Raw genomic sequence first — 20,680 nt, 5'->3', positions numbered from 1 at the left:
ATGGATCGCTTACTTTTCACCGCGGTGAGCGGCGCATCGCGCAGCCTGTCACAGCAGGAAATCCACGCGAACAACCTGGCGAACGTCAACACCCAGGGATTTCGTAGCGATCTCGATAATGCGCTGACCCAGCAGGTGAGCGGCGAGGGTTATGCCTCCCGCTACCTGGCGCAGCCAACCCAGGGCGGCGTGGATCTCGCGCCGGGCGCGGTACGGGAAACCGGCCGCGATCTGGACATCGCCGTGAAGGGCGATGGGCTGATTACCCTGCGCAGCGGCGCCCGCGAGGTCTATACCCGCAACGGCCAGATTGATATCAACGCCGAAGGCGAGCTGTCGATCGACGGCCTGCCGCTGGAAGGAGATAACGGCCCGATTGTCCTGCCGCCGTACGCGTCCGTTTCTATCGGCGAAGACGGGATTATCACCATCGTCCCGGACGACGGTGATATCGCCGCGCCGATGGACATCGACCGCGTGAAGCTGGTGAACATTCCGGCCAGCGAGCTGAGCAAAAACGAGGCGGGCTTCCTGGTGAGCAACGCGGCGTTTACCCCGCGCGATGAAGACGTGACGGTCGCCGCCGGGCATCTGGAATCGGCCAACGTGTCGGCCATCGGCGAGATGGTCTCCAGCATTGCGCTCAACCGTCAGTTCGAAGCGCAGATCAAGATGATGAAGGCCGCAGAAGATCTGGCGACCGCAGGCAACCGCCTGATCCGTGGCACTTAAGAAGACGATTAAGGAATACCGATGAATCCCGCTTTATGGATTAGTAAAACCGGTTTAGCGGCGCAAGACGCCAAAATGACCACCATTTCGAACAACCTGGCGAACGTGAACACCACCGGTTTTAAGCGCGATCGCGCGATGTTTGCCGATCTGTTCTATCAGAATCAGCGCACGCCGGGCGGTCAGCTTGACCAGAACAACGTTTCGCCGACCGGCATCCAGTACGGCACCGGCGTCAAGATTGTCGGCACCCAGAAAGAGTTCACCGTCGGCAGCATTCAAAACACCGGGCAGAGCCTGGATGTGGCGATCTCCGGGCAGGGCTTCTTCCAGGTGGAAACCGCCAACGGCGATATCGCCTATACCCGTGCGGGCAATCTGCAAAAAACGCCGGAAGGCCTGCTGACGAACGCGCAGGGCCTGCCGCTGATCCCGCAGATTGAGCTGCCGGAAAACGTTAAAGACCTGCAGATCGGTAAAGACGGCACCATCACCGCGACCGTCGCGGGCGAGGCCGATCCGGTTGAGCTGGGACAGCTGACGCTGGTGAACTTTGTCAATCCAGCCGGTCTGGAAGCCATTGGCGGCAACCTGTACCTCGAAACCGCCGCCAGCGGTGAAGCGGTAGAAGGCGTGCCGGGCGAAGAGGCGTTTGGTCAGCTGGAGCAGGGGTCGCTGGAAGGCTCTAACGTACAGGTCGTTGAGGAGATGGTCGATATGATCACCGTGCAGCGCGCCTATGAAATGAACGCCAAAATGGTCTCTGCCGCCGACGACATGCTGAAGTTTGTCACGCAGTCGATGTAACGGTAGGGCAGTGAAGTGAAAGAGATGAAAAAGCAGGTAGCCGTCGTTTTGCTGGCGCTGATGCTGTCGGGCTGTGAAAGCCCGGCGCTGCTGGTGCAAAAAGACGATGCGGCGTACGCGCCGCCAGAAGATTTTGCCATGCCGGAAACCAAAGTACGCAGCGGCGGCGTGTACAACAGCGGCTATAACTGGTCGCTGATCCAGGATCGCCGCGCCTACCGCGTGGGCGATATTCTGACCGTCAAGCTGGATGAATCCACGCAGGCGAGCAAGCAGGCGCGGACCAATTTCGGCAAGAAAAACGATGTCTCGTTGGGGATCCCCGAAGCCTTCGGCCATTCTGTCGATAAGCTGTCCGGCTCGGTTGACGGCAGCCGTAACTTCAACGGCAGCGCCACCTCGCAACAGCAAAACAGCCTGCGCGGGGCGATTACCGTGGCGGTCTATAAGGTGCTGCCCAACGGCGTGCTGGCGATTCGCGGCGAGAAGTGGCTGACCCTCAACCAGGGCGATGAGTATATGCGCGTGACCGGACTGGTGCGCGCCGATGATATCGAGCGCGATAACTCCGTGTCGTCACAGCGCATCGCCAACGCCCGCATCTCCTACGCCGGGCGCGGCGCGCTCAGCGATTCGAACGCGGCGGGCTGGCTGGTTCGCTTCTTTAACCACCCGCTGTTCCCGATGTAATGGAGCCGAAGATGCTTAAACGGATTCTCTTTTTCCTGTGCCTTTTCAGCGCGTCCGCCGTGGCCCAGCCGCTGCGCGACGTGGTGGATATTCAGGGGGGGCGTGGCAACCAGCTGATTGGCTACAGCCTGGTGGTTGGCCTTGACGGGACCGGCGATAAAAACCAGGTGAAGTTCACCAGCCAATCGGTCACCAATATGCTGCGCCAGTTTGGCGTGCAGTTGCCGGCCAAAATCGACCCGAAGGTCAAGAACGTGGCGGCGGTGGCGATCAGCGCCACGCTGCCGCCGGGCTACTCCCTTGGGCAAAGCATTGACGTCACCGTTTCGTCGATTGGTGACGCCAAAAGCCTGCGCGGCGGTACGCTGCTGCTGACTCAACTACGCGGCGCCGACGGTGAAGTTTACGCCCTGGCGCAGGGCAACGTAGTGGTTGGCGGCGTGAAGGCCGAAGGCAACAGCGGCTCAAGCGTGACCATCAACACGCCAACCGTCGGCCGTGTGCCGAACGGCGGCTCCGTCGAGCGTGAAATCGCTAGCGATTTCCAGCAGGAACCGATGGTGATGCTCAACCTCAAACGCCCCAGTTTCAAAACCGCCAACACCGTTGCCGTGGCGCTGAACAACGCCTTTGGCGCGGGAACGGCCACGGCGCAGAGCGCGACCAACGTGGCGGTACGTGCGCCGATGGGCGCAGGCGCGCGCGTGGCCTTTATGTCGGCGCTGGAAGACGTGCAGATTAACGCCGGTAAACAGCCGCCGCGCGTGGTGTTTAACGCCCGCACCGGTACGGTGGTGATTGGCGACGGCGTGATTGTTCGCGCTGCGGCGGTTTCCCACGGCAACCTGACCGTCACCATCCGCGAGTCGTCGAACGTCAGCCAGCCGAACGCCTTCGGCCAGGGCCAGACGGTGGTGACGCCGGAGAGCAGCGTCAACGTCGACCGCGGTCGCGGCCAGATGGTGACCATCGCCGCCGGCACCAGCCTGCGCAGCATTGTGAATACCTTAAACAGCCTGGGCGCCGCGCCGGATGACACCATGGCGATTCTGCAGGCGCTGCACGAAGCAGGCGCGCTGGATGCTGAACTGGTGGTGATGTAATGCTGAACGCGATTAACCGACAAACGACCGTACTGCCCGGCGATATTACCGGGCAAGTCAAGGCGCAGAACCTGGAGCAGGCCGCCGAGCAGTTTGAGGCGCTGATGCTGAAATCGATGCTGTCGCAGATGCGTAAAGCGTCGGATGTGCTGGGGGAAGATAACCCGTTCAACAGCAAACAGCAGCGCATGATGCGTGATTTTTATGATGATCGGATGGCCTCCGAGCTGGCGTCGCAGCGCAGCACCGGCATCGCGCAGATGATCATCAACCAGCTGTCACCTCAGACGGCGGCGCCACTTAAGAATGAAGCGGAAGCGGCCGCTTTAAATGGACAACCGCAAGAACTTAAAACGCCCGTCGTTCCCGTGACCCGAAGGGCAGGAGTAAGCCATGAGTATGATTAATATCGCCTTCAGCGGTCTGCAGGCGGCCCAGCTGGGCATGAACGTAACGTCGATGAATACGGCCAACTACCTGACCTCCGGCTACAGCCGTCAGGGCATCATCCAGAGCGCTATCGGCCCGATGGGTGAAGCCGGGATTTCGCCGGGCAGCGGCGTGCAGGTAGATAGCATCCGCCGTATCTCCAGTCAGTATCTGGTGAATCAGGTGTGGCAGACCAACACCAAGTCCAATTACTACAGCATGGGCAACCAGTACATCAGCGCGCTGGAGAAGGTGATCGGTACCGACTCAACCAGCATCGGTACCGGGCTTGATGATTTTGTCAGCGCCTTAAGCGAGTTGACTCAGGAGCCCGAGTCGCAGGCGCGGCGTCAGCAGCTGTTGAACCAGGCGAAGACGCTGGCAACCCGCTTCAACAGCATGAACAACTTTGTCACCAGCCAGAAAGACTCCATTACCACTCAGCGCGGGGCGATGGTCGATCAGATCAACACCCTGAGTGGCGGTATTGCCGACTACAACAAGAAAATTGTTGAGATGGACGCCACCGGTGGCAACAGCAGCACGCTCCGCGACGCGCGCGACGAGCTGGTGAAGCAGCTCAGTTCGCTGGCGGAGGTTAAGGTTAGCGATGACAGCAGCGGTTATACCGTTTCGCTGAGCAACGGCCAGCCGTTAGTCAGCGGTAAAACTGCCGGGCAGTTGAGCGTAGGTACCGACGGCAACGGCAACTCGACGCTGACTCTGAAGTTCTCAACCAGCGAGTTTTCCCTTAATCCGTCCGCCGGCGGTCAGCTGGGCGCGCTGTACGATTATGAAGTGGGGACGCTCAAGCAGATGGGCGACGCTATTCAGGGGATGGCGCAGGCGGTAGCGGACATGTTCAACGGTCAGCTGGCGAAAGGCTATGACCTGAACGGCGATGAAGGGAAACCGCTCTTCACCTTCGATCTGTCCAACCCGGCGGGCATGCTGCAGGTTAACGATCTCGCGCCGGAAGAGCTGGCCTTGTCCGGCGATCCTGACGAACCGGGCAACGGCGATAACCTGAACCTGCTGATCGAGCTGAAAAACCAGAAAACCGACATTCCTGGTCTGGGCAATATGAGCCTGAACGAAGGGGCCGCGGCGATTATCTCCACGATTGGTATTGCCAGTAAGCAGAGTAAAACGGAAATGGACGCGGCGGTCTCCGTCAGCGAGCAGGCGCAGGAGCAGCGGGATAACCTGAGCGCGGTTAACCAGGACGAAGAGGCGATTAACCTGCAAATTTACATGCAGTCCTACCAGGCGAACATGAAAGTGATTGCTGCCGGAAACCAGGTCTTCAGCGATTTGCTGGGCATTTTTTAAGCGTCACCAGGAGTATTAAGCGATGCGTATTAGTGGTCTTCATAACTCAAACGCGATGCTGGCGCAGCTTGGCGCCAACAGCAGCCGCGTCTCCAAGCTGATGGAACAGCTGTCGACGCAAAAGCGGGTTAACGTACCGTCGGACGATCCGGTCACGGCCAGCCGCCTGGTGCAGCTGAACCGTGAACAGTCGGCAATTAAACAGTACCAAAGCAACATCACCAGCCTGAGCGGCAAGCTGTCGGTGCAGGAGTCGCATATTACGGCGATGAGTAACCAGGTGCTGGCGGTGAGCGATAAGCTCAAGCTGGCCAACAACAGCACCCTGAGCCAGAAAGATTTAGCGGGCTACGGCGCGGAGTTGGGGTCGATGCTGGACTCGCTGGTGGCATCGATGAACAGCAAGAATGAGAGCGGTAGTTACCTGTTCTCCGGTACCAAAACCGATAGTAAAGCGGTGGAATGGGACGGTAGCCAGTACGTGTTTGGCGGCAACACCAACTCGCGTGAAACTATTGTGGCAAACGGCGTGGCGATAACCGAGAATACCAACGTAGTGCAGGCATTCTCCGGTTCAGGGGACGATCTTGAGATGCTGAACAAGCTGAAAGAACTCAGCGAGAAGATGCAGGATCCGAATCTGAACTATGCGGATTATCAGGACGACATCTCCGCGATGATCGACATGACCCAGACCACCAGCGATAGCTTAGGTGCGCTGTTTACCGATCTCGGTGGCCGTCAGAATCGCCTGACGTTGCTGGACGACGCGCACACCGATGTGAGCCTGTCGAACTCGCTGGTTGAAACCGACCTCAACTCGGCAGACTCCGCGACCACCACCATCAATTTACAGCTGTACATGACCTCGATGCAGATCACCAATAAGGCCTACAGCATGGTCAGTCAGCTTAATCTCTTCAGTATGTTGTAATTTGTTATGCAAGTTGGTTTAAAAACAGCCTCGTTAACCACCTCCGCCCCGGCCAGCGCCGGGCGCGGTACCATTGGCGCACCGCAGAGCGTCGGGCGGGTTAACGCCCCTGACGCCGTCTCGAACCGCAGCGCGTTCCCGGAAGCGGCGCTGCTTTCGCGTCGCCCGATGCGCTATAACGTGCAGCTGAATCAGCAGCTGACCGCAGTGCAGCAGGCCGACAGCTATCTGGCGAAAACCGAAACCCAGCTGCTTCAGCTGCGCCAGTCCTCGGTTCGCGGCGGTGACGCCAGCGCGCAAACCCAGGCGCTGCAAAAGCACCTCGCGCGCCGTACGCAGCTTTCCGGCGGTACGGTCGACCGTCATCTGACGGCGTCGCTCGAGCAGAAAAGTACGGTGAATTTTACCCTGCCGGGCAGCGAGAAATTGCTGAGCCAACCGGGCGGTGAAACGCTGGTCTTCTCGCTCGGCGGCCGCCAGCGTGAGATGGTCGCCGTGGCGCTGCCGGAAGAGGCAACGCCGCGCCAGACGCTCACTAAACTGAACGTAGGATTAGGCCGGTTGGGGATTCACGCGGTGCAGGCGGGCAGCGGGCAGCTGACCTTCAGCGTGGATGAAAGCCGCTGGGAGCGCGTGAGCCAGCAGCTGACCGTGCGCGGTGAGGGGAAACATTATCCCGCTGATGCTTTTACGCTACTGGCCCCGCAGGCGGAGAATGCCAGCAGCGATGAGGTGCTGGCGCTGTCGACGCGTCGGGAGCGTGAAGGGCAGATAAAGCTGCAAACCACCCTCGACCACATTACCAGCCAGCGTAGCCGGCTGCGTCAGCAGCAGGAGCGGGTCAGCTCGCGCATCAACGACATGGCGACGGTCTACAGCCCGCAGCAGGCGCTGGAGACCGCGCGCGGTCTGGGCGACGCGCTGGCGCGCAGCGGCAAGAGCTACAGCACGCTGTCGCAGGCGCTGGGTACGCAGGCCAACGTGCATCTGGCCACGGTGAAAAATTTACTGGGATAAGCGCAGCGCCATCAGGTAGATGGCGCTATTTCGGCATCGGGTACAGGAAAATCGAACCATTTTGCCCCACAACCAGCGAATGGTTGCTTAATGAGATCGGCTCCATCCAGTAGTTTGAGTACATCAGCTGATCGACAAGCCCTTCAATCATCAACCCTTTTTGCTCCGAACTGTAGAAAATCGGCGTCAGGTTAAAGTAAACCCGCCCCTGCTTTGTCTGTGTGGGGGTAAACTTCCCTTTCAGCACAAAACGGTTGTCATCCGGGTTGGTGATGTTCGCCATCAGGACGTTGCGTACGGTTTGCAGATTGACGTCGTAAATCTCTTTCCGCTGCGACATCAGATCGTAAAAGCCCATCTGGAAGCCGCCGGTCACCGGGCCTTTGGGCAGCGCAGAAGAGGCCGAGGGTATCAGCTTGAAGGCCGCCAGCCCGCCCAGCGCCGACAGCACGAATATCAGCACCAGCAGCAGATTAATTTGCTTTGCATGTCGCCAATTCATTGAGCTTTCTCCGGGTCTCTCGCAGGATAAGGTTATTCAGCTGCACCGTATCGGTACGCCAGTGGTAAATCGCCATCGATAGCTGCTTTTTGTCGCACTTGTTGCTCAGCATAAAGCTGTAGTTCATCGATGAGTTATTGCTGTGGAAGTACACGTTCATCGTGGTGGACTGCATTTTGATCTGCTGGTTTAACGAGTACAGCGAGTCTTTCAGTTTGCCGTAGAGGTTGGCGGACATATAGGCCGGATCCCCCGTTGCTTCTACCGCGTAGATATGAATATTGCTATACACGCCGGGCTGGATTTCACGCGCCACCAGGCGTTCTGCGCATCCGCCAAACAGCTGCCAGCAGATGCCCGCCGTCGCGCCGACGGTAAGCAGCATCACCAGGATAAACGCGAGCGGGGTAAAGCGGCGCTTCTTTGGCGCAGCGGCGGTGGGAAGGGGCTCCGCAACAGGCGCATCGTCAACCGCTTTGCCGGCAACGTCCGGCACAACCTCAGTTTCTTCCGACCCCGGCAGGCTCTCTTCCTGTTCGGCAAGCACCTCTTCCGGGTCGTTAACCTCGTCTTCGTCTTTCTCTACCACGCAGCAGTATTCGGCCTCAAGCAGGTAGCCTTTGCGTGGAATGGTTTTAATGATTCGCTGCTTTTTGCCGTCATCTTCCAGCGCGGTACGCAGCGCGTGGATGGCGTTCGGCAGGCTGTTATTGCCGATGACCCGACGTTCCCAGACCAGGTTGGTTAACTCTTCACGGGTGAAGATTTTCCCTGCGTCTTGCACCAGGATATCCAGCAGCTTGAGCTGGTACTCCCCCAGGCGTTTTCGTTCTCCGGTGGTTAAATGGAGAATCGAACCTGAGGCGACGTCAACCAGCCAGTTGTTTACGGAGCAATAGCGTCTATTCATTTATACGTTATGGATTCAACCACCCCAGTAATATCGTGATAAGCGTGCGGGTACCTGAAGACCTCAGCGATTATCTGATTGAGTTGATAACTCCATTTAGAATTCTTAATGAATGCCGCGTGCCTGCGGGAGAATAAAAAAGTGGATGTCCTGTTCTTCCGTTGAGGTAGAAATGTCATGCGATAACGGAAACGTTTTTGTCTGTAATACGCCTCAACGGGAAGGAATCATTCTTTCCTGCGCTCTTTTTACGCGATAAAACTGTGATGCGCAACAGGCTTTTTAGCAATAGTGGTGGCATAGATGAGGCTGATTTTGCAAGAAGTTAACAGTCATCGTTAAATAAAACTTATGTTAATTTAGTGATCGCTCGGTGAATTAGGTGTGTTATTGATGTGATCTAAATGATGATGTGTATTATTTCCGGGGCGTAAGATAAAAAACATGTAATTTGATTTAATTTTTCTTTATTTCGCGTCGCTTTAAATCAGATTTTATTTTATATATCGAAGATACGAGATATGGTTTAGTAATAATAGGGTAAGAATTAATGTTACTAATTAAATAATCAGAATGTAAAGAATAGTCAGCCGTAAAAATAAAATAGAAATTTCCTGAAATTGTGCTAGCCCTGTACAAAAAAAGAGCATTTATATCTCTTCTCTATGCCGTTTGCGCAACACCTGAGCCGTTATTGGAAAAATAATTCGACGATTAAAAAATTAAAACTACATAAAAATCATTATGTTAATCGTTATTCTGGCTAAAATAACGGGAATTTTTTACTTAGCGATTTAATGTTTGTTCCTGTCGTGTCGTCTTGATTTATTACAACATCTGAATCACCAGACGAAAAAAGGAATCACTATGTCTCTCTCTATCTTTACCAGCGCTTCTTCCATGGCATCCACCAATGCTCTGAACAAATCCAACAACCTGCTGTCCACCGCGATGGAACGTCTGGGTACCGGTAAGCGTATTAACTCTGCGGCTGACGATGCGGCAGGTCTGCAGATTGCTACCCGTCTGCAGGGCCAGACCAACGGTATGACCGTTGCACAGCGTAACATCTCTGACGCAACTGCGATGCTGCAGACCGCGGAAGGCGCGTTCGATGAAGTCAGCAACATCATGTACCGCATGAAAGACCTGGCAACCCAGGCAGCGAACGACACCAACAGCGCTGACGATCGTACGGCGATCGGTGCGGAAATGACTGAGCTGAAAAGCGAACTCAACAACATTATGGACAACACCAAATATGCGGGCGACAACCTGTTTGGTGATTCCGGCAAACTGGCTGACAAAATGAACTTCCAGATCGGTTCTTCCACCGATGAGAAACTGACGGTCGACGTTTCCGGCCAGCTGTCTAAAATCGACGTATCTGGCGGCCTGTCGATTGACGTAAGCGATTTCGATAAATCCCAGGCAACCATCTCTGGTCTGGAAGCAGCTATCGCCAACGTCGGTTCTATGCGTTCCGCTCTGGGTGCGAACATCAACCGTCTGGGCCACACCGCGGCTAACCTGGCGAACATGAAGGACAACACTGACCTGGCGCTGAGCAACATCCAGGATGCTGATTACGCGACCGAAGCGTCTTCCATGACCCGTAACCAGCTGCTGGTACAGACCAGCATGTCCATGCTGAAAACCTCCAACAGCATGTCCAGCATGGTGACCTCTCTGCTGGGTTAATCCTTCACGGATTATTGCAGGAAAAAAACACCGCTGTATGGCGGTGTTTTTGTATCCGGCCCCTCCTTCCCCCTGCCGGAAAATGCGGAAATACCTGTTCCTGCCATTATTTAATTCATTGATAAATAACAATTTAAAAGTTGGCGCGATAGTTGCTAAATCAATTACATATCGATCGTGGCTTGCGTGCCTGGAGAACCTACTATGTCTGATTTTGACCCGAATACACTGGCCACCCAGCTGGCAGGCTATGACATTCTTGCGCTGCAAAACTCAATCACCAAGCAGACGTCTACCTTACAGTCACAGACTAAAGCGCTGGATTCACTGCGCACGGCGTTAACCACCTTCCGCACCTCCATCACGGCGTTGAACTCCAGTTCCGCCAGCGTGTTGAAGAACGTCGCGACCATGAACCAGGAAGGTATCGCCACCATCACCGCCAGCGCCAGCGCGCGTAAAGGGACCTACAGCCTGAACGTCACCCAGCTGGCGACCGCCCAGCAGAAGTCGTTTGAAGGGCTGACTGACGAATCGGTGAAGAACGCCACCGGTACGCTGAAAATTACCCTCGACGGCGAAGAGATTGAGATCGAGATGGACGATCTCAACAGCATTTCCGACTTTGCGGCGGCGGTAAACAAAACGGATTTCCCGAGCGCCTCTAGCTCGACCACCGCCACCACCGGGCAGAACGGCATCACCGCCTCGATGATGCGCGTCAACGGTGAAGTGACGCTGATTTTTAACAGCGATCAGAGCGGCGCGAAGTATGACATCCAGATGGATACCAGCGGGATGACCGGCGGGGCGGAGATGTTCGACAAGCCGGAAAATATTACCGAAGGTAAGGACGCCATCTTTACCCTGGGTGACTCCGATACAAAATATTACAGCAGCTCCAACAACCTTGATGACCTGGTCGACGGCGTCTCCATTAAGCTGACCAGCACCACTGAAGCGGGTAAACCGCTGGTTATCTCTATTGATACCGACGTTACCGAGACCAAGAACCAGGTCCAGGCGTTCCTCGATGCCTACAACACGCTGCGCGACACCATCTCTGGCCTGACGGCGACCGGCAGTTCCAGCACCGACCGCGGCGCTTTTGCCGGCGATGCCAGTATTTCGACATTAGGCACCGAACTCAGCAGCATGCTGCGCGGTACCTTCGGCGATCAGAACATGAGCAAGTTCGGCATCACCGCCGACAAAGACGGCAAATTCTCCTTCGACGCCGACAAGCTGGAAGAGCAGTTGAAAAACGACCCGCAGACCGTGGCGCAGTTCTTTAACGGCAACGACGGCCTGATTAAAGCGATGGATAAAACGCTGGATAAATACCTCAGCTCCACCACCGGCCTGCTGAAAGGGCGTCAGGATACCCTCGACCGCCAGCAGACCGATATCGACAACAAAACCGCCAAAATGGAAACGCGCTATGAGTCTTCGTACAACCGCTACCTCAAGCAGTTTACGCAGTTGCAGTCGCTCATGACGCAGATGAATAACACCACGAGTTTGTTTAGCTAATTTTCTAAGGGAACCCATCTCCAATGTACGGTAATGAGCAGGAAGGCTACGGCCTGTATCAACAATCCGATCTGGCGATTCAGGCGGCGGCGGCCAACCCGCACCAGCTGGTGCTGATGCTGTTTCGCGGCATGATGGATGAACTGGTACGCGCCAAAAGCCACATTGCGGCGCGTCGTTACGAGCGTAAGGCGCAGAGCATCAACAAGTGCATCGACATCCTCAATGCGCTGACCAGCTCGCTCGATTTTGATAAGGGCGGCGAACTGGCGCTGAGCCTGGCGAATCTCTATGACTACTGCGTTTACCGTCTGTACGACGCCAGCAATAACCTCTCCATTGAGCAGATCGAAGAAGTGGAAACGATCCTCGGCAACCTGCAGGACGGCTGGGAAAAAATGGGTCAGGCGGCATGAGTGTGCAACACGCGATGCAAACGCTGACTCAGGCGCTACGTCAGGCGACGGAAGATCACAACTGGCCTTCCGTCGTTAACGTCGACGCGAAAATCGCCGAACTGCTGACCGCCATCCAGGGCAAAAAGCTGGATGCTGCGGAACGCCAGGCGCTGGATGCGCTGAAAAAGGTGCACCAGCAGGCGCGCGATTACTGCCAGGGGCAGAGCGATATGCTGGCCGCCAAAATGAACCTCGCCGCGCGCAACCGCGAAGGGGCAATGGCCTACGCCCAGTTTATGGACGATGAGGGGATGCGCTGATGGATATTCTGAACCTTTCACAGGGTGCGCTGAGCGGGTTCGGCCTGCCGATGCAGGCCGAATCTATCGCCGGGCCGGTGGGCGAGAACGGCGCGGCGCAGACGCCTACCGCCTTCAGCGATGCGCTGTTGAACGTGATTGATTCGATGATGGCCGGGCAGACGCTCCCGAGCGACCTGGCCGTCAGCGCCCAGCCGGTTTCCGTGGACGACGACGATGATGACGCTGATAGCCAGCAGCTGAGCGGGGCGTTGTTGAAAGACGACTCGCAGCAACAGCTGCTGGAAACGCTGCTGATGACCAGCCAGATGCCGGTGCAAACCGCCAGCTACGGCAACATCGCGCAGCAGCCCGTCGATGACGCGCTGATGGCTAATGCTCAGCCGCTGATGGCCACACAGGCGCTGTCGATGAATCTTGCGCCGTCACTACAGCAGCAGACGGTCGCGATGCCGAGCGTCGCCGCTGCGGAAACCCCGGTCAGCACTCAGCCGGTCGCGCCAACCCTGACGGCGGCGCTGGCACCCGTCACGCCGGTGGCTATGTCAATGCAGGACAGCAGTCACAGCGTTTCCTCAACGACAACCGCCACCGCCGCGCCGGTCACCACCACGCTGAAGATGGACCCGGAACCTTCCCGCTGGAGCGAGCAGCTGCAAAGCGCGCTCGGCGACCGCCTGCAGGTTCAGGTGAAGCAGCAGATTCAGCACGCCACTATCCGACTCGATCCGCCGGATATGGGCAAAATCGATATCTCGATGCAGGTCGACAACGGCCGCGTGCAGGTGCAGATCAACGCCAGCAACGCCGAGGTTTATCGCACCTTGCAGCAAACCAGCAACGATCTCCGCCAGAGCCTGACCGAGCAGAATTTTGTTCAGGTCAACGTGCAGGTGTCTTCCCAGTCCGGGGGGCAGCAGCAGGGCAGAGGACAACCTTTCGCCGAGCAGCATAACGCCATTCAGGCGGGCGCGGAGCTGGCGGCCGAGGCATCGGCTACCCAGGACTCCCGCCGCGATAACTCGGTACTACTGACGGTTTAAGACAAAGAACATTATGAACGCAAAAACTCTCTCTTTCGGCCTCATTATCGCGCTCGTGACCGCCATGCTGGCGGCCGGGATGACGGTGGTGGGGACCCATCTGCTGCGCATGGATGAAGCCACCGGCAGCAGCTTCTTATCGGGGATGTTCTCCAGTTCTTCCAAAGACTCCGTGGAGTTTGTGGAGATCAAGAACGTGGTGATCACGCTGAAGGGCAAAGCGTTACCTGCTGCTGGAGCTGAACCTGGCGACCAATGGCCCGGAAAACACCCGTAAAGCGCAGGAGATGATCCCGGCGGTGCGCGGTGCGACGGTCAGCCTGCTCTCTGACCTCGATTATGACGAAGTGCGCGGTATGAGCGTCAACGTGATGCACGACAAGCTACAGGCCGCCTACGCCGAGCGCTTCAGCAGCCTGAAGATGAGCGTCCCGTTTGAGGACGTCATCATCAGCAAAATGGTCTTCCAGTAATAGATACGCGCAATGGAAATGATGGACTTTATTGCGAGTGACACCCTGACCCCGGCGGACGAGGCGCGCTACGTTAGCGCGTATCTGCCGTTGGTTAACCGGGTGGTGAAACAGCTCTCGTACCAGACCAGCAGCGTCATCGACCGGGAAGATATGGAGCAGATCGCCTTGATGGGCCTGCTGACGTCGCTGCGCCGCTATGGCCACCCGGACGAACAGTTCGCCGCCTATGCCGTGCAGCGCATACGCGGTGCGGTGCTGGATGAACTGCGCCTGCTGGACTGGCGTCCTCGCCGCCTGCGCCAGAAGACGCACAAAATGAACGACGGTATCCGCGAAATTGCGCGTCAACTCGGGCGGACGCCCAGCTTCGAGGATATTAACCGCCACCTGTCGATCTCGGCGGAAGAGTACCAGGAATATTTATTGCTGGATTGCGCCAAAACGATAGAGAGCCTGGATGAGCTGTTAGGGAATGACGTTCACGCCGGCGCGCTGGATAGCCGACCGCTGGAGGACGAAGTCGTCGTCAGCCGGACGCTACGCAGCGCGCTGGCAGCGCTTGATGAGCGTGAACAGCTGATCCTGACGCTTTATTACCAGCATGAGATGAGCCTGAAAGAGATTGCTCTGGTCCTCGATTTAACCGAAGCCAGGGTCTGTCAGCTCAATAAAAAAATCGCCCAAAAAATTCAGTCTTTTTTCCAGAAGTGAAAGGTTTATGCAGAAATTCTTCGGTATCGTAATCATCATGGGGTGCGTAGTTGGCGGCTTTATTATGTCCGGCGGCCAGCTCTCCTCTTTCTGGCAGCCGGGTGAAATTATCATCATTCTGGGCGCCGGGCTTGGGGCGATGGTGCTCGCCAACCCCCGCGCCGTGCTGGCGGAAATGTACCGCCAGTTTCGCGGCATTATGCGCAAAAATGAATACACCAACGAGTACCAGCGCCAGCTGCTGATGCTGCTGTACGAACTGCTGGAGCTGGTGCAGGACGGCGGCCTGAAGGTGCTGGACGAGCACATTGAAGCGCCGGAAAACAGCCCGCTGTTCCAGAAATATCCGCTGATGCTGCGCGACAAAGCGCTGGTGACGTTTATCTCCGATAACTTCCGCCTGATGGCGATGGGCAAGATCAACGAACACGAGCTGGAAGGCATCCTCGAGCAGGAGCTGGTGGCGATGGAAGAGAACCTGCTGCAGCCGTCCCGCTCGCTGCAGCGTACCGCAGAGGCGATGCCGGGCTTCGGGATCTGCGCGGCGGTACTGGGGATCATCATCACCATGCAGTCGATCGATGGCTCAATCGCGGTGATCGGCGTGAAGGTTGCTGCCGCGCTGGTCGGCACCTTCCTCGGCGTTTTCTTCTGCTACTGCTTAATGGATCCGGTGGCGAACGCCATGGAACAGCGCACCAAAAAACAGCTGGCGGTGCTGGAGTGCGTACGTACCGTGCTGGTGAACCACGTGGCCGGCAAGCCGACTCTGCTGGCGGTGGATGCGGGCCGTAAAATGCTGCCGATGGACACCAAGCCGACCTTCGCCACGCTCGACGGTTGGGTTAACCAGATGATCGGTGAAGCCTGATGCGCGGGCGCAACAAAGAACATACCACCATCATTAAACGTTCCTCGCGCAAAAGTCATGATGCCTTTCATGGCGGCGCGTGGAAGGTGGCCTTTGCCGACTTTACGCTGGCGATGATGGCGCTGTTTATGGTGCTGTGGATTATGGGCGCGGTCACGGAAGAAGAGCGTAAAGAGATCGTCTCGCTGCTCAACGGCGAGTCGATTTTTGAAGGCAACGGCATCTCGCCGGTGAACCAGGACGGGGGAAAAAACGGGCAGATCGCGCTGCTGGATACCCGTCATGCGAAGCACAAAGATCAGCTCAAAGAGCAGGCGCAGAAAGACGCCGCGCTGGCGAAGCAGATGAAAGGCGCTGAGAGCCTGGGCGACGTGAATTCCCGCTCGAAAAGCGAAATTGAAGATCTGGCGCGCACGATCATGAAGATCACCTCGGCGTATGACGCGCAGGCCAACCTGAAAATGGAAATTGTGCCGCAGGGGCTGCGTATTCTGATTACTGACGATCAGAAGCGTGAGATGTTCCAGCGCAGCAGCGCCATTCTGACGCCGTTCTTCAAACGTCTGCTGACGGAATTCGCCCCGGAGCTGAACAAGATCGACAACAAAGTCATTATCACCGGGCATACCGACGCCACGCGCTTTCGTGACCAGGTGCTGTACAACAACTGGAACCTCTCCGGCGAGCGTGCCATGCAGGCGCGTTCGGTGCTGACCCGCAGCGGGCTGGATGGCAGCAAAATACTGCAGGTGAGCGGCATGGCCGACCAGATGCTGCTGGACCCGGAGCACCCGCTCAGCTCGGCCAACCGACGTATCGAAATTATGGTCCTGACCCATTCGGCCAGTGAATCGCTGTACCAGTTCTTTGGTCAGCACGGCGAGAAGGTGATTAAACCGCTGGCCGATAAGCTCAGCAATAACCCTTAGTCTGATGTAACGCTGTGAAAAGTTTCCCGTTTACCATCCCTTTTGTACCTGTTCGGTCGGCCTTTGTCCGACAGGTACAACTTTTTTTCCTCTTTTTGCTGTTGCTGACGCTGCCTGGCTACGTCAGCGCAAAGCCGCAGCCGGTGAAAGCGCCGGAGGCTAAAACCGTTAGTGAAGCGCAAAAGCGCAAGCAAAACCGCGAACGTCTGTTGGCGAAGGCCAGAAAACGCGATGCCGTGGTGCCGCCAACCCCGGAGCAAAAGCGCCGGGAGATCGTCAAGCAGCAGGCAGAGCGCGCTAAGAATCGCGAGACGCTGGCGATGCACGCGCGCTGGAAGCCGGGCAGCCTCGGCGGCTCGGAAGCGCTGTGGGATGAAGTGCAGGACGATACCGTCAGCGTCGCAAAGCGCCGGGCGCCGAAAACCAACGCCCGACTGCGCACGGTTATCCATCGCCTCGAAAGCCAGCTCGGCAAACCCTACCTGTGGGGCGGCAACAGCCCGACCGACGGCTTCGACTGTAGCGGCCTGGTGTTCTACGCCTTCAACCACGTGCTGGAACGCAAACTGCCGCGCACCGCCAACGGCATGTACTGGGATAACGGCTTGAAATCGGTTCGCCAGAGCAGCCTGAAAAAAGGCGACCTGGTCTTTTTCAACATTAACCAGCGTCCCGGTGCGGATCACGTTGGCGTGTATCTCGGCGACGGACGCTTTATTGAAGCGCCGCGTACCGGGTTAAAAATTCGTATTAGCCAGCTGTCTGATGACTTCTGGCAATCACATTACCTTGGCGCACGCCGCGTTCTGTAAGACGCCGTGACGCCGTTAAAACACCTTTTGAAGTGAGGCCGTGACCATGACCCGTATGAAATTCGCCATTGATGATGGCTCTACCAACGTAAAAATTAGCTGGATTGAGAACGGCACGCTGAAGACCGTGGTCTCGCCGAACTCCTTCCGTAAAGACTGGAAGAGCGCGGCGCTGCTGCGCGGCCAGTCGGTGTACAACTACACCATCGGTACCACCAAATACACCTACGACGCCACTTCCGATAAAGCGTTATCCACCACGCACATCGACTACCAGTATGACGACCTGAACCTGCTGGCGGTGCACCACGCCCTGCTGCTGACCGGAATGACGCCGTGCGACGTGGAAGTGATTGTGACGCTGCCGATTACCCAGTACTACAACCCGGACGACTGCCAGCGCAACGAAAGCCGCATCGAAGCCAAGCGCCGCAACCTGATGCGCGACATCACCCTCAACAAAGGCGAGCTGTTCCGCATTGTTGACGTTCAGGTGATGCCGGAAAGCCTGCCGGCGGCGCTGTCGCACCTGCTGAACTCCAACGTCACCGAATTCACCAAATCGCTGGTGGTCGACTGCGGCGGCACCACGCTGGATATGGGGGTGATCGTCGGTGAATTTGACGATGTTTCCGCCATTTACGGCAATAACGAAATTGGCGTGGCGATGGTGACCGACGCCACCCGTAAGCTGCTGGCCGCCGCCGACAGCGACTCCAGCTACCTGGTCGCCAACGAGCTGATCAAGCGTCGCCACGATATGGAGTTTGTGAAGAGCGTGATTAACGACGAATCGCGCATTGCCGACATCCTCGAACGCGTGGAGATTAAAATTCAGGAGCTGGGCGACCAGGTGGCCTATGAAGCGAAGAAATTCGCCAAGAACCCGAACCGCGTTTACCTGGTCGGTGGCGGCGCGCACCTGATTGAGAAAGCGGTACGTGAAACCTACGCCACCCTGGGCGACCGCGTGATCACCATTGATAACCCGCAGAGCGCGCTGTCGCGTGAGATCTGCCTGTATCACGCGGACTCCAGCGTTGAGACCGTCGCCGCACCGCACATGGCTGAGGTGGGTGACGATGAGTAACAGGCACATTCGCCGCGTTAATCTCTCGCTGCATTTGTCGCCGGAACACTCGCGCGCGGACCTGCGCGCGATGCTGCAACTGAAGAAGTGGCATCAGGAGCTGAACCAGGCGGGCAGCAACCCTGGCGATGCCAATATGGAAATGCGTCGCTTCCACCGCAACGTCTACCTGGCCGGGTTGCAGCTGCAGCTGCTGAACCCGCAGCTGTGTAGCCACGTTGCGGAATCGATGGGCCGGGAAAAGCTGACGCTGGATGAGCTGTGCGGCGAGTTGTCCGCCGCTTCGCTGCTGCCGATATCAGCCAGCCCGACCGCCGCGCCTGCGGTGGAGCAGGCCGCGCCGAGCGCCGACTTCAGCAAGCAGCAGCTGCGACAGATGCGCGCGCTGATGTCTGAAGCGCTCCAGCGCCAGCCCGCGCCCGCCGCGCCGGATGAGGGGGCGCGTGAGGAGCTGAGCCAGCTGCGTAGCGAAGTCGCACAGCTGAAAACCCTGCTTAATCAGCAAAACCTGCTGCTCCAGCAGCTGCGGATGTCCGGCCGCGCGGCCGCGCCCGCCGCCGAGAGCAGCAAAAACGGCATGGCGGAAGAGGTGGATCTGAGCACCCTTGGCGCCCCGGCGCAAAAAATGCAGCAGATTCGCCAGAAAGGCATTTTTTAAGCGGTGAGGCTGGCGGCGGTCAACGCTGCCGCAACCGCGTCCTGTCCTCTGATGATGCCCTATCGAGTGTTTTTAGTTAGAAAAATGAAAAAAAATTCGCCGCACCACATGCTGTATTTGCTGGTTCTCGTTCTGATCTTGCCGTTCCTGCTGATGAGCGTTTACGTCTATAGCTACATTCAGGAACGCGCTGAAACGGACTTTTATCATGAAATGAGCCGGGTGACCGATAACGTGGCGATTGCCGTTGTCAGCCAACCGATCAGTGAAATCAAGAAATTATTTCGTTCGCTGTCCAATCAGCTGGATGCGAAGAGTATTGCGTCCTATATCGACCCTGGCTACGTTGAGCTGAACACCATTATTCCCACCATCGTTAACTCGACCGTCTTTTTCTCCTCGGTGGTGGTCTCTGATGACAGAGATCGGCAGCGCGGCTATCCGGAGGTGGTACCGGCGGACTTCCGTATTCGCGAAAGCGCGTGGTTCCCGATTAACGGTCTGAAGGACGAGATTCATTTTTCACTGCCATACGATCTGCACGCCATCGCCGATAAACCGGCGCTCGACAGGTTTGATAAGGCGGTGGTGGTCAGCATGAATTTGTTCGATCTGCACTCCCGCTATATTGGCAATATCGCGTTCTCGCTGAACCTGGAAGCGATGAGCAACCCTCTGAAAGGGCTGCGCATTCCCTATAAAGGTCGCTTCTACGTAACGGCAAAAGACGGTTCAGTGATCCTGTATCAGAATTCCGATGAGATCTTTGAGACCACGCTGCCGCCGGCATGGCTCGATAAAGCCGTCGACGGTAGGGGCTATTTTTACGACCGTGAGCGCGGCACCTTTGTGTTCTATAAACGCTACGACAACCCGAACTGGGTGGCCTTCACGCTGGTTAATAAAACGGATTACCTCGCCGTCGTAGCGCCGGACTACCGGTTCTTCTATTTCGTTTTCAGCGTGTGCACCGTGCTGTATCTGGCGATGGTGATGCTGATTAAGCTTTATTTCGGCCAGACGATAACCCGCCTGTACATGCGGATGAACGGCCTCAGCTTTGAGGTAGATAAAAAGGGCATCGATACCATTTACCGCGAGCTAAAAGCGAAAAATGCGCGCCTCAAAGCGGCAAGCCTTGAGGCCACCATGGATGGTCTGCTGAAAATCTATAACCGCAATAAATTTGATAACGACCTGGAGGCGCTTATCCACCGCGCCCAGCCGTTCCACCTGGCGTTTATCGATGTTGATAATTTCAAAGCGATTAATGACACCTACGGCCACGACGTGGGCGATGAGGTGCTGAAATTCATCAGCAAAACCGGCAAGCGCTTGCTGGGCGAAGGAAATACGGTTTATCGCTTTGGCGGCGAGGAACTGGTGGCTGTTTTTACCCAGACGAGCTTTGACGACAGCATTGAGGTGCTGAACGGCTGGCGACAGCTGGTGTTCCAGCGCGAGTGGCGGGAGACGGGACTACGGGTCTCCTTCAGCGCCGGGATGACCTCCTGGCGGCCGGGCGCGAGCGCCGCTGACGTCGTGAAACAGGCGGATGCTCACCTGTACGCCGCCAAGCAATCGGGTAAAAACCGCGTGGTGTTTACGTCGAACGGCGTGTGATTCACAGGTGATGAATTCTGCTTTATTCCCGGTGAGGCTTAAGTTATTTGGCTTACGCG

Annotated in this window: 24 protein-coding genes; 22 read left to right on the top strand and 2 right to left on the bottom strand. The window is 57.0% G+C overall.

Annotated elements, in window-relative coordinates:
• Genes ACK5JN_RS10540 through ACK5JN_RS10505 form a run of 8 tightly spaced genes read left to right on the top strand, consistent with a single transcriptional unit; the run spans position 1 to position 7,044 of the window.
• A complete protein-coding gene (locus tag ACK5JN_RS10540) occupies positions 1–732 on the top strand; it encodes a flagellar basal body rod protein FlgF (protein WP_416870133.1) in 732 nt (243 codons plus the stop codon).
• A gap of 21 nt (positions 733–753) precedes the next feature.
• Positions 754–1,539 (top strand): flagellar basal-body rod protein FlgG, encoded by a 786-nt coding sequence (gene flgG, locus ACK5JN_RS10535; protein WP_416870132.1) that lies wholly within the window; start codon positions 754–756, stop codon positions 1,537–1,539.
• 24 nt (positions 1,540–1,563) lie between these two features.
• Positions 1,564–2,229 (top strand): flagellar basal body L-ring protein FlgH, encoded by a 666-nt coding sequence (gene flgH / locus ACK5JN_RS10530; RefSeq protein WP_416870131.1) that lies wholly within the window; start codon positions 1,564–1,566, stop codon positions 2,227–2,229.
• Between the two features lie 11 nt (positions 2,230–2,240).
• The gene (locus tag ACK5JN_RS10525) at positions 2,241–3,332 is read left to right on the top strand and encodes a flagellar basal body P-ring protein FlgI (RefSeq protein WP_416870130.1); all 1,092 of its coding nucleotides are present in this window, start codon (positions 2,241–2,243) and stop codon (positions 3,330–3,332) included.
• A complete protein-coding gene (locus tag ACK5JN_RS10520) occupies positions 3,332–3,739 on the top strand; it encodes a rod-binding protein (protein ID WP_416870129.1) in 408 nt (135 codons plus the stop codon). Before ACK5JN_RS10525 ends, ACK5JN_RS10520 begins: the two co-directional genes overlap by 1 nt.
• Positions 3,726–5,093: a flagellar hook-associated protein FlgK gene (gene flgK, locus ACK5JN_RS10515; RefSeq protein WP_416870128.1), complete on the top strand. Its 1,368-nt coding sequence runs from the start codon at positions 3,726–3,728 to the stop codon at positions 5,091–5,093. Before ACK5JN_RS10520 ends, flgK begins: the two co-directional genes overlap by 14 nt.
• 22 nt (positions 5,094–5,115) lie before the next feature.
• The gene (gene flgL / locus ACK5JN_RS10510) at positions 5,116–6,027 is read left to right on the top strand and encodes a flagellar hook-associated protein FlgL (protein WP_416870127.1); all 912 of its coding nucleotides are present in this window, start codon (positions 5,116–5,118) and stop codon (positions 6,025–6,027) included.
• A 6-nt stretch (positions 6,028–6,033) separates the two neighbouring features.
• On the top strand, positions 6,034–7,044 hold the full coding sequence (locus ACK5JN_RS10505) for a hypothetical protein (protein WP_416870126.1): 1,011 nt from the start codon (positions 6,034–6,036) through the stop codon (positions 7,042–7,044).
• A gap of 25 nt (positions 7,045–7,069) precedes the next feature.
• Here the strand turns inward: ACK5JN_RS10505 and ACK5JN_RS10500 are convergent, their stop codons facing one another.
• Positions 7,070–7,546 carry a hypothetical protein gene (locus ACK5JN_RS10500; protein ID WP_416870125.1) on the bottom strand — a complete coding sequence of 159 codons (477 nt, stop codon included), beginning with the start codon at positions 7,544–7,546 and terminating at the stop codon, positions 7,070–7,072.
• Entirely contained in the window at positions 7,518–8,456 is a 939-nt protein-coding gene (locus ACK5JN_RS10495) for a winged helix-turn-helix domain-containing protein (RefSeq protein WP_416870124.1), read from the bottom strand. Before ACK5JN_RS10495 ends, ACK5JN_RS10500 begins: the two co-directional genes overlap by 29 nt.
• A gap of 867 nt (positions 8,457–9,323) precedes the next feature.
• Between ACK5JN_RS10495 and ACK5JN_RS10490 the strand changes: the two genes are divergently transcribed.
• From ACK5JN_RS10490 to ACK5JN_RS10425, 14 genes are all read left to right on the top strand, one after another.
• Positions 9,324–10,157: a flagellin gene (locus ACK5JN_RS10490; protein WP_416870123.1), complete on the top strand. Its 834-nt coding sequence runs from the start codon at positions 9,324–9,326 to the stop codon at positions 10,155–10,157.
• A gap of 204 nt (positions 10,158–10,361) precedes the next feature.
• Entirely contained in the window at positions 10,362–11,690 is a 1,329-nt protein-coding gene (fliD, locus tag ACK5JN_RS10485) for a flagellar filament capping protein FliD (protein WP_416870122.1), read from the top strand.
• Between the two features lie 23 nt (positions 11,691–11,713).
• A complete protein-coding gene (gene fliS / locus ACK5JN_RS10480) occupies positions 11,714–12,106 on the top strand; it encodes a flagellar export chaperone FliS (RefSeq protein ID WP_416870121.1) in 393 nt (130 codons plus the stop codon).
• Entirely contained in the window at positions 12,103–12,408 is a 306-nt protein-coding gene (locus ACK5JN_RS10475; protein WP_416870120.1) for a hypothetical protein, read from the top strand. Before fliS ends, ACK5JN_RS10475 begins: the two co-directional genes overlap by 4 nt.
• Positions 12,408–13,451 (top strand): flagellar hook-length control protein FliK, encoded by a 1,044-nt coding sequence (locus ACK5JN_RS10470; RefSeq protein WP_416870119.1) that lies wholly within the window; start codon positions 12,408–12,410, stop codon positions 13,449–13,451. The genes ACK5JN_RS10475 and ACK5JN_RS10470 overlap by 1 nt, the downstream gene beginning before the upstream one ends.
• 13 nt (positions 13,452–13,464) lie before the next feature.
• Positions 13,465–13,728, top strand: coding sequence for a hypothetical protein (locus tag ACK5JN_RS10465; RefSeq protein ID WP_416870118.1), 264 nt, complete (start codon positions 13,465–13,467; stop codon positions 13,726–13,728).
• On the top strand, positions 13,679–13,924 hold the full coding sequence (locus ACK5JN_RS10460) for a flagellar basal body-associated FliL family protein (protein WP_416870174.1): 246 nt from the start codon (positions 13,679–13,681) through the stop codon (positions 13,922–13,924). Before ACK5JN_RS10465 ends, ACK5JN_RS10460 begins: the two co-directional genes overlap by 50 nt.
• A gap of 12 nt (positions 13,925–13,936) precedes the next feature.
• Positions 13,937–14,638 (top strand): FliA/WhiG family RNA polymerase sigma factor, encoded by a 702-nt coding sequence (locus ACK5JN_RS10455; RefSeq protein WP_416870117.1) that lies wholly within the window; start codon positions 13,937–13,939, stop codon positions 14,636–14,638.
• 7 nt (positions 14,639–14,645) lie between these two features.
• Positions 14,646–15,509 (top strand): flagellar motor stator protein MotA, encoded by an 864-nt coding sequence (gene motA, locus ACK5JN_RS10450; protein WP_416870116.1) that lies wholly within the window; start codon positions 14,646–14,648, stop codon positions 15,507–15,509.
• The gene (gene lafU / locus ACK5JN_RS10445) at positions 15,509–16,438 is read left to right on the top strand and encodes a putative lateral flagellar export/assembly protein LafU (RefSeq protein ID WP_416870115.1); all 930 of its coding nucleotides are present in this window, start codon (positions 15,509–15,511) and stop codon (positions 16,436–16,438) included. Before motA ends, lafU begins: the two co-directional genes overlap by 1 nt.
• A gap of 14 nt (positions 16,439–16,452) precedes the next feature.
• The gene (locus ACK5JN_RS10440; RefSeq protein WP_416870114.1) at positions 16,453–17,250 is read left to right on the top strand and encodes a C40 family peptidase; all 798 of its coding nucleotides are present in this window, start codon (positions 16,453–16,455) and stop codon (positions 17,248–17,250) included.
• A 55-nt stretch (positions 17,251–17,305) separates the two neighbouring features.
• Positions 17,306–18,340 (top strand): plasmid segregation protein ParM domain-containing protein, encoded by a 1,035-nt coding sequence (parM, locus tag ACK5JN_RS10435; protein ID WP_416870173.1) that lies wholly within the window; start codon positions 17,306–17,308, stop codon positions 18,338–18,340.
• Positions 18,333–18,998: a hypothetical protein gene (locus ACK5JN_RS10430; RefSeq protein ID WP_416870113.1), complete on the top strand. Its 666-nt coding sequence runs from the start codon at positions 18,333–18,335 to the stop codon at positions 18,996–18,998. Before parM ends, ACK5JN_RS10430 begins: the two co-directional genes overlap by 8 nt.
• A gap of 84 nt (positions 18,999–19,082) precedes the next feature.
• On the top strand, positions 19,083–20,621 hold the full coding sequence (locus ACK5JN_RS10425) for a sensor domain-containing diguanylate cyclase (RefSeq protein ID WP_416870112.1): 1,539 nt from the start codon (positions 19,083–19,085) through the stop codon (positions 20,619–20,621).
• Positions 20,622–20,680: the final 59 nt, after the last annotated feature.

It is taken from the genome of Kluyvera sp. (assembly GCF_047971185.1).
Taxonomy (GTDB): domain Bacteria; phylum Pseudomonadota; class Gammaproteobacteria; order Enterobacterales; family Enterobacteriaceae; genus Kluyvera.
Note: the sequence above shows the minus strand (reverse complement) of the source record. Positions and strands in the feature narration are given on the sequence as shown.

Bases quoted from the DNA above. Each gene is read 5' to 3' on its own strand.
- ACK5JN_RS10540 (WP_416870133.1), top strand. From the start codon at position 1: ATGGATCGCTTACTTTTCACCGCGGTGAGCGGCGCATCGCGCAGCCTG.
- flgG (WP_416870132.1), top strand. From the start codon at position 754: ATGAATCCCGCTTTATGGATTAGTAAAACCGGTTTAGCGGCGCAAGAC.
- flgH (WP_416870131.1), top strand. From the start codon at position 1,564: ATGAAAAAGCAGGTAGCCGTCGTTTTGCTGGCGCTGATGCTGTCGGGC.
- ACK5JN_RS10525 (WP_416870130.1), top strand. From the start codon at position 2,241: ATGCTTAAACGGATTCTCTTTTTCCTGTGCCTTTTCAGCGCGTCCGCC.
- ACK5JN_RS10520 (WP_416870129.1), top strand. From the start codon at position 3,332: ATGCTGAACGCGATTAACCGACAAACGACCGTACTGCCCGGCGATATT.
- flgK (WP_416870128.1), top strand. From the start codon at position 3,726: ATGAGTATGATTAATATCGCCTTCAGCGGTCTGCAGGCGGCCCAGCTG.
- flgL (WP_416870127.1), top strand. From the start codon at position 5,116: ATGCGTATTAGTGGTCTTCATAACTCAAACGCGATGCTGGCGCAGCTT.
- ACK5JN_RS10505 (WP_416870126.1), top strand. From the start codon at position 6,034: ATGCAAGTTGGTTTAAAAACAGCCTCGTTAACCACCTCCGCCCCGGCC.
- ACK5JN_RS10500 (WP_416870125.1), bottom strand. From the start codon at position 7,546: ATGAATTGGCGACATGCAAAGCAAATTAATCTGCTGCTGGTGCTGATA.
- ACK5JN_RS10495 (WP_416870124.1), bottom strand. From the start codon at position 8,456: ATGAATAGACGCTATTGCTCCGTAAACAACTGGCTGGTTGACGTCGCC.
- ACK5JN_RS10490 (WP_416870123.1), top strand. From the start codon at position 9,324: ATGTCTCTCTCTATCTTTACCAGCGCTTCTTCCATGGCATCCACCAAT.
- fliD (WP_416870122.1), top strand. From the start codon at position 10,362: ATGTCTGATTTTGACCCGAATACACTGGCCACCCAGCTGGCAGGCTAT.
- fliS (WP_416870121.1), top strand. From the start codon at position 11,714: ATGTACGGTAATGAGCAGGAAGGCTACGGCCTGTATCAACAATCCGAT.
- ACK5JN_RS10475 (WP_416870120.1), top strand. From the start codon at position 12,103: ATGAGTGTGCAACACGCGATGCAAACGCTGACTCAGGCGCTACGTCAG.
- ACK5JN_RS10470 (WP_416870119.1), top strand. From the start codon at position 12,408: ATGGATATTCTGAACCTTTCACAGGGTGCGCTGAGCGGGTTCGGCCTG.
- ACK5JN_RS10465 (WP_416870118.1), top strand. From the start codon at position 13,465: ATGAACGCAAAAACTCTCTCTTTCGGCCTCATTATCGCGCTCGTGACC.
- ACK5JN_RS10455 (WP_416870117.1), top strand. From the start codon at position 13,937: ATGGAAATGATGGACTTTATTGCGAGTGACACCCTGACCCCGGCGGAC.
- motA (WP_416870116.1), top strand. From the start codon at position 14,646: ATGCAGAAATTCTTCGGTATCGTAATCATCATGGGGTGCGTAGTTGGC.
- lafU (WP_416870115.1), top strand. From the start codon at position 15,509: ATGCGCGGGCGCAACAAAGAACATACCACCATCATTAAACGTTCCTCG.
- parM (WP_416870173.1), top strand. From the start codon at position 17,306: ATGAAATTCGCCATTGATGATGGCTCTACCAACGTAAAAATTAGCTGG.
- ACK5JN_RS10430 (WP_416870113.1), top strand. From the start codon at position 18,333: ATGAGTAACAGGCACATTCGCCGCGTTAATCTCTCGCTGCATTTGTCG.
- ACK5JN_RS10425 (WP_416870112.1), top strand. From the start codon at position 19,083: ATGAAAAAAAATTCGCCGCACCACATGCTGTATTTGCTGGTTCTCGTT.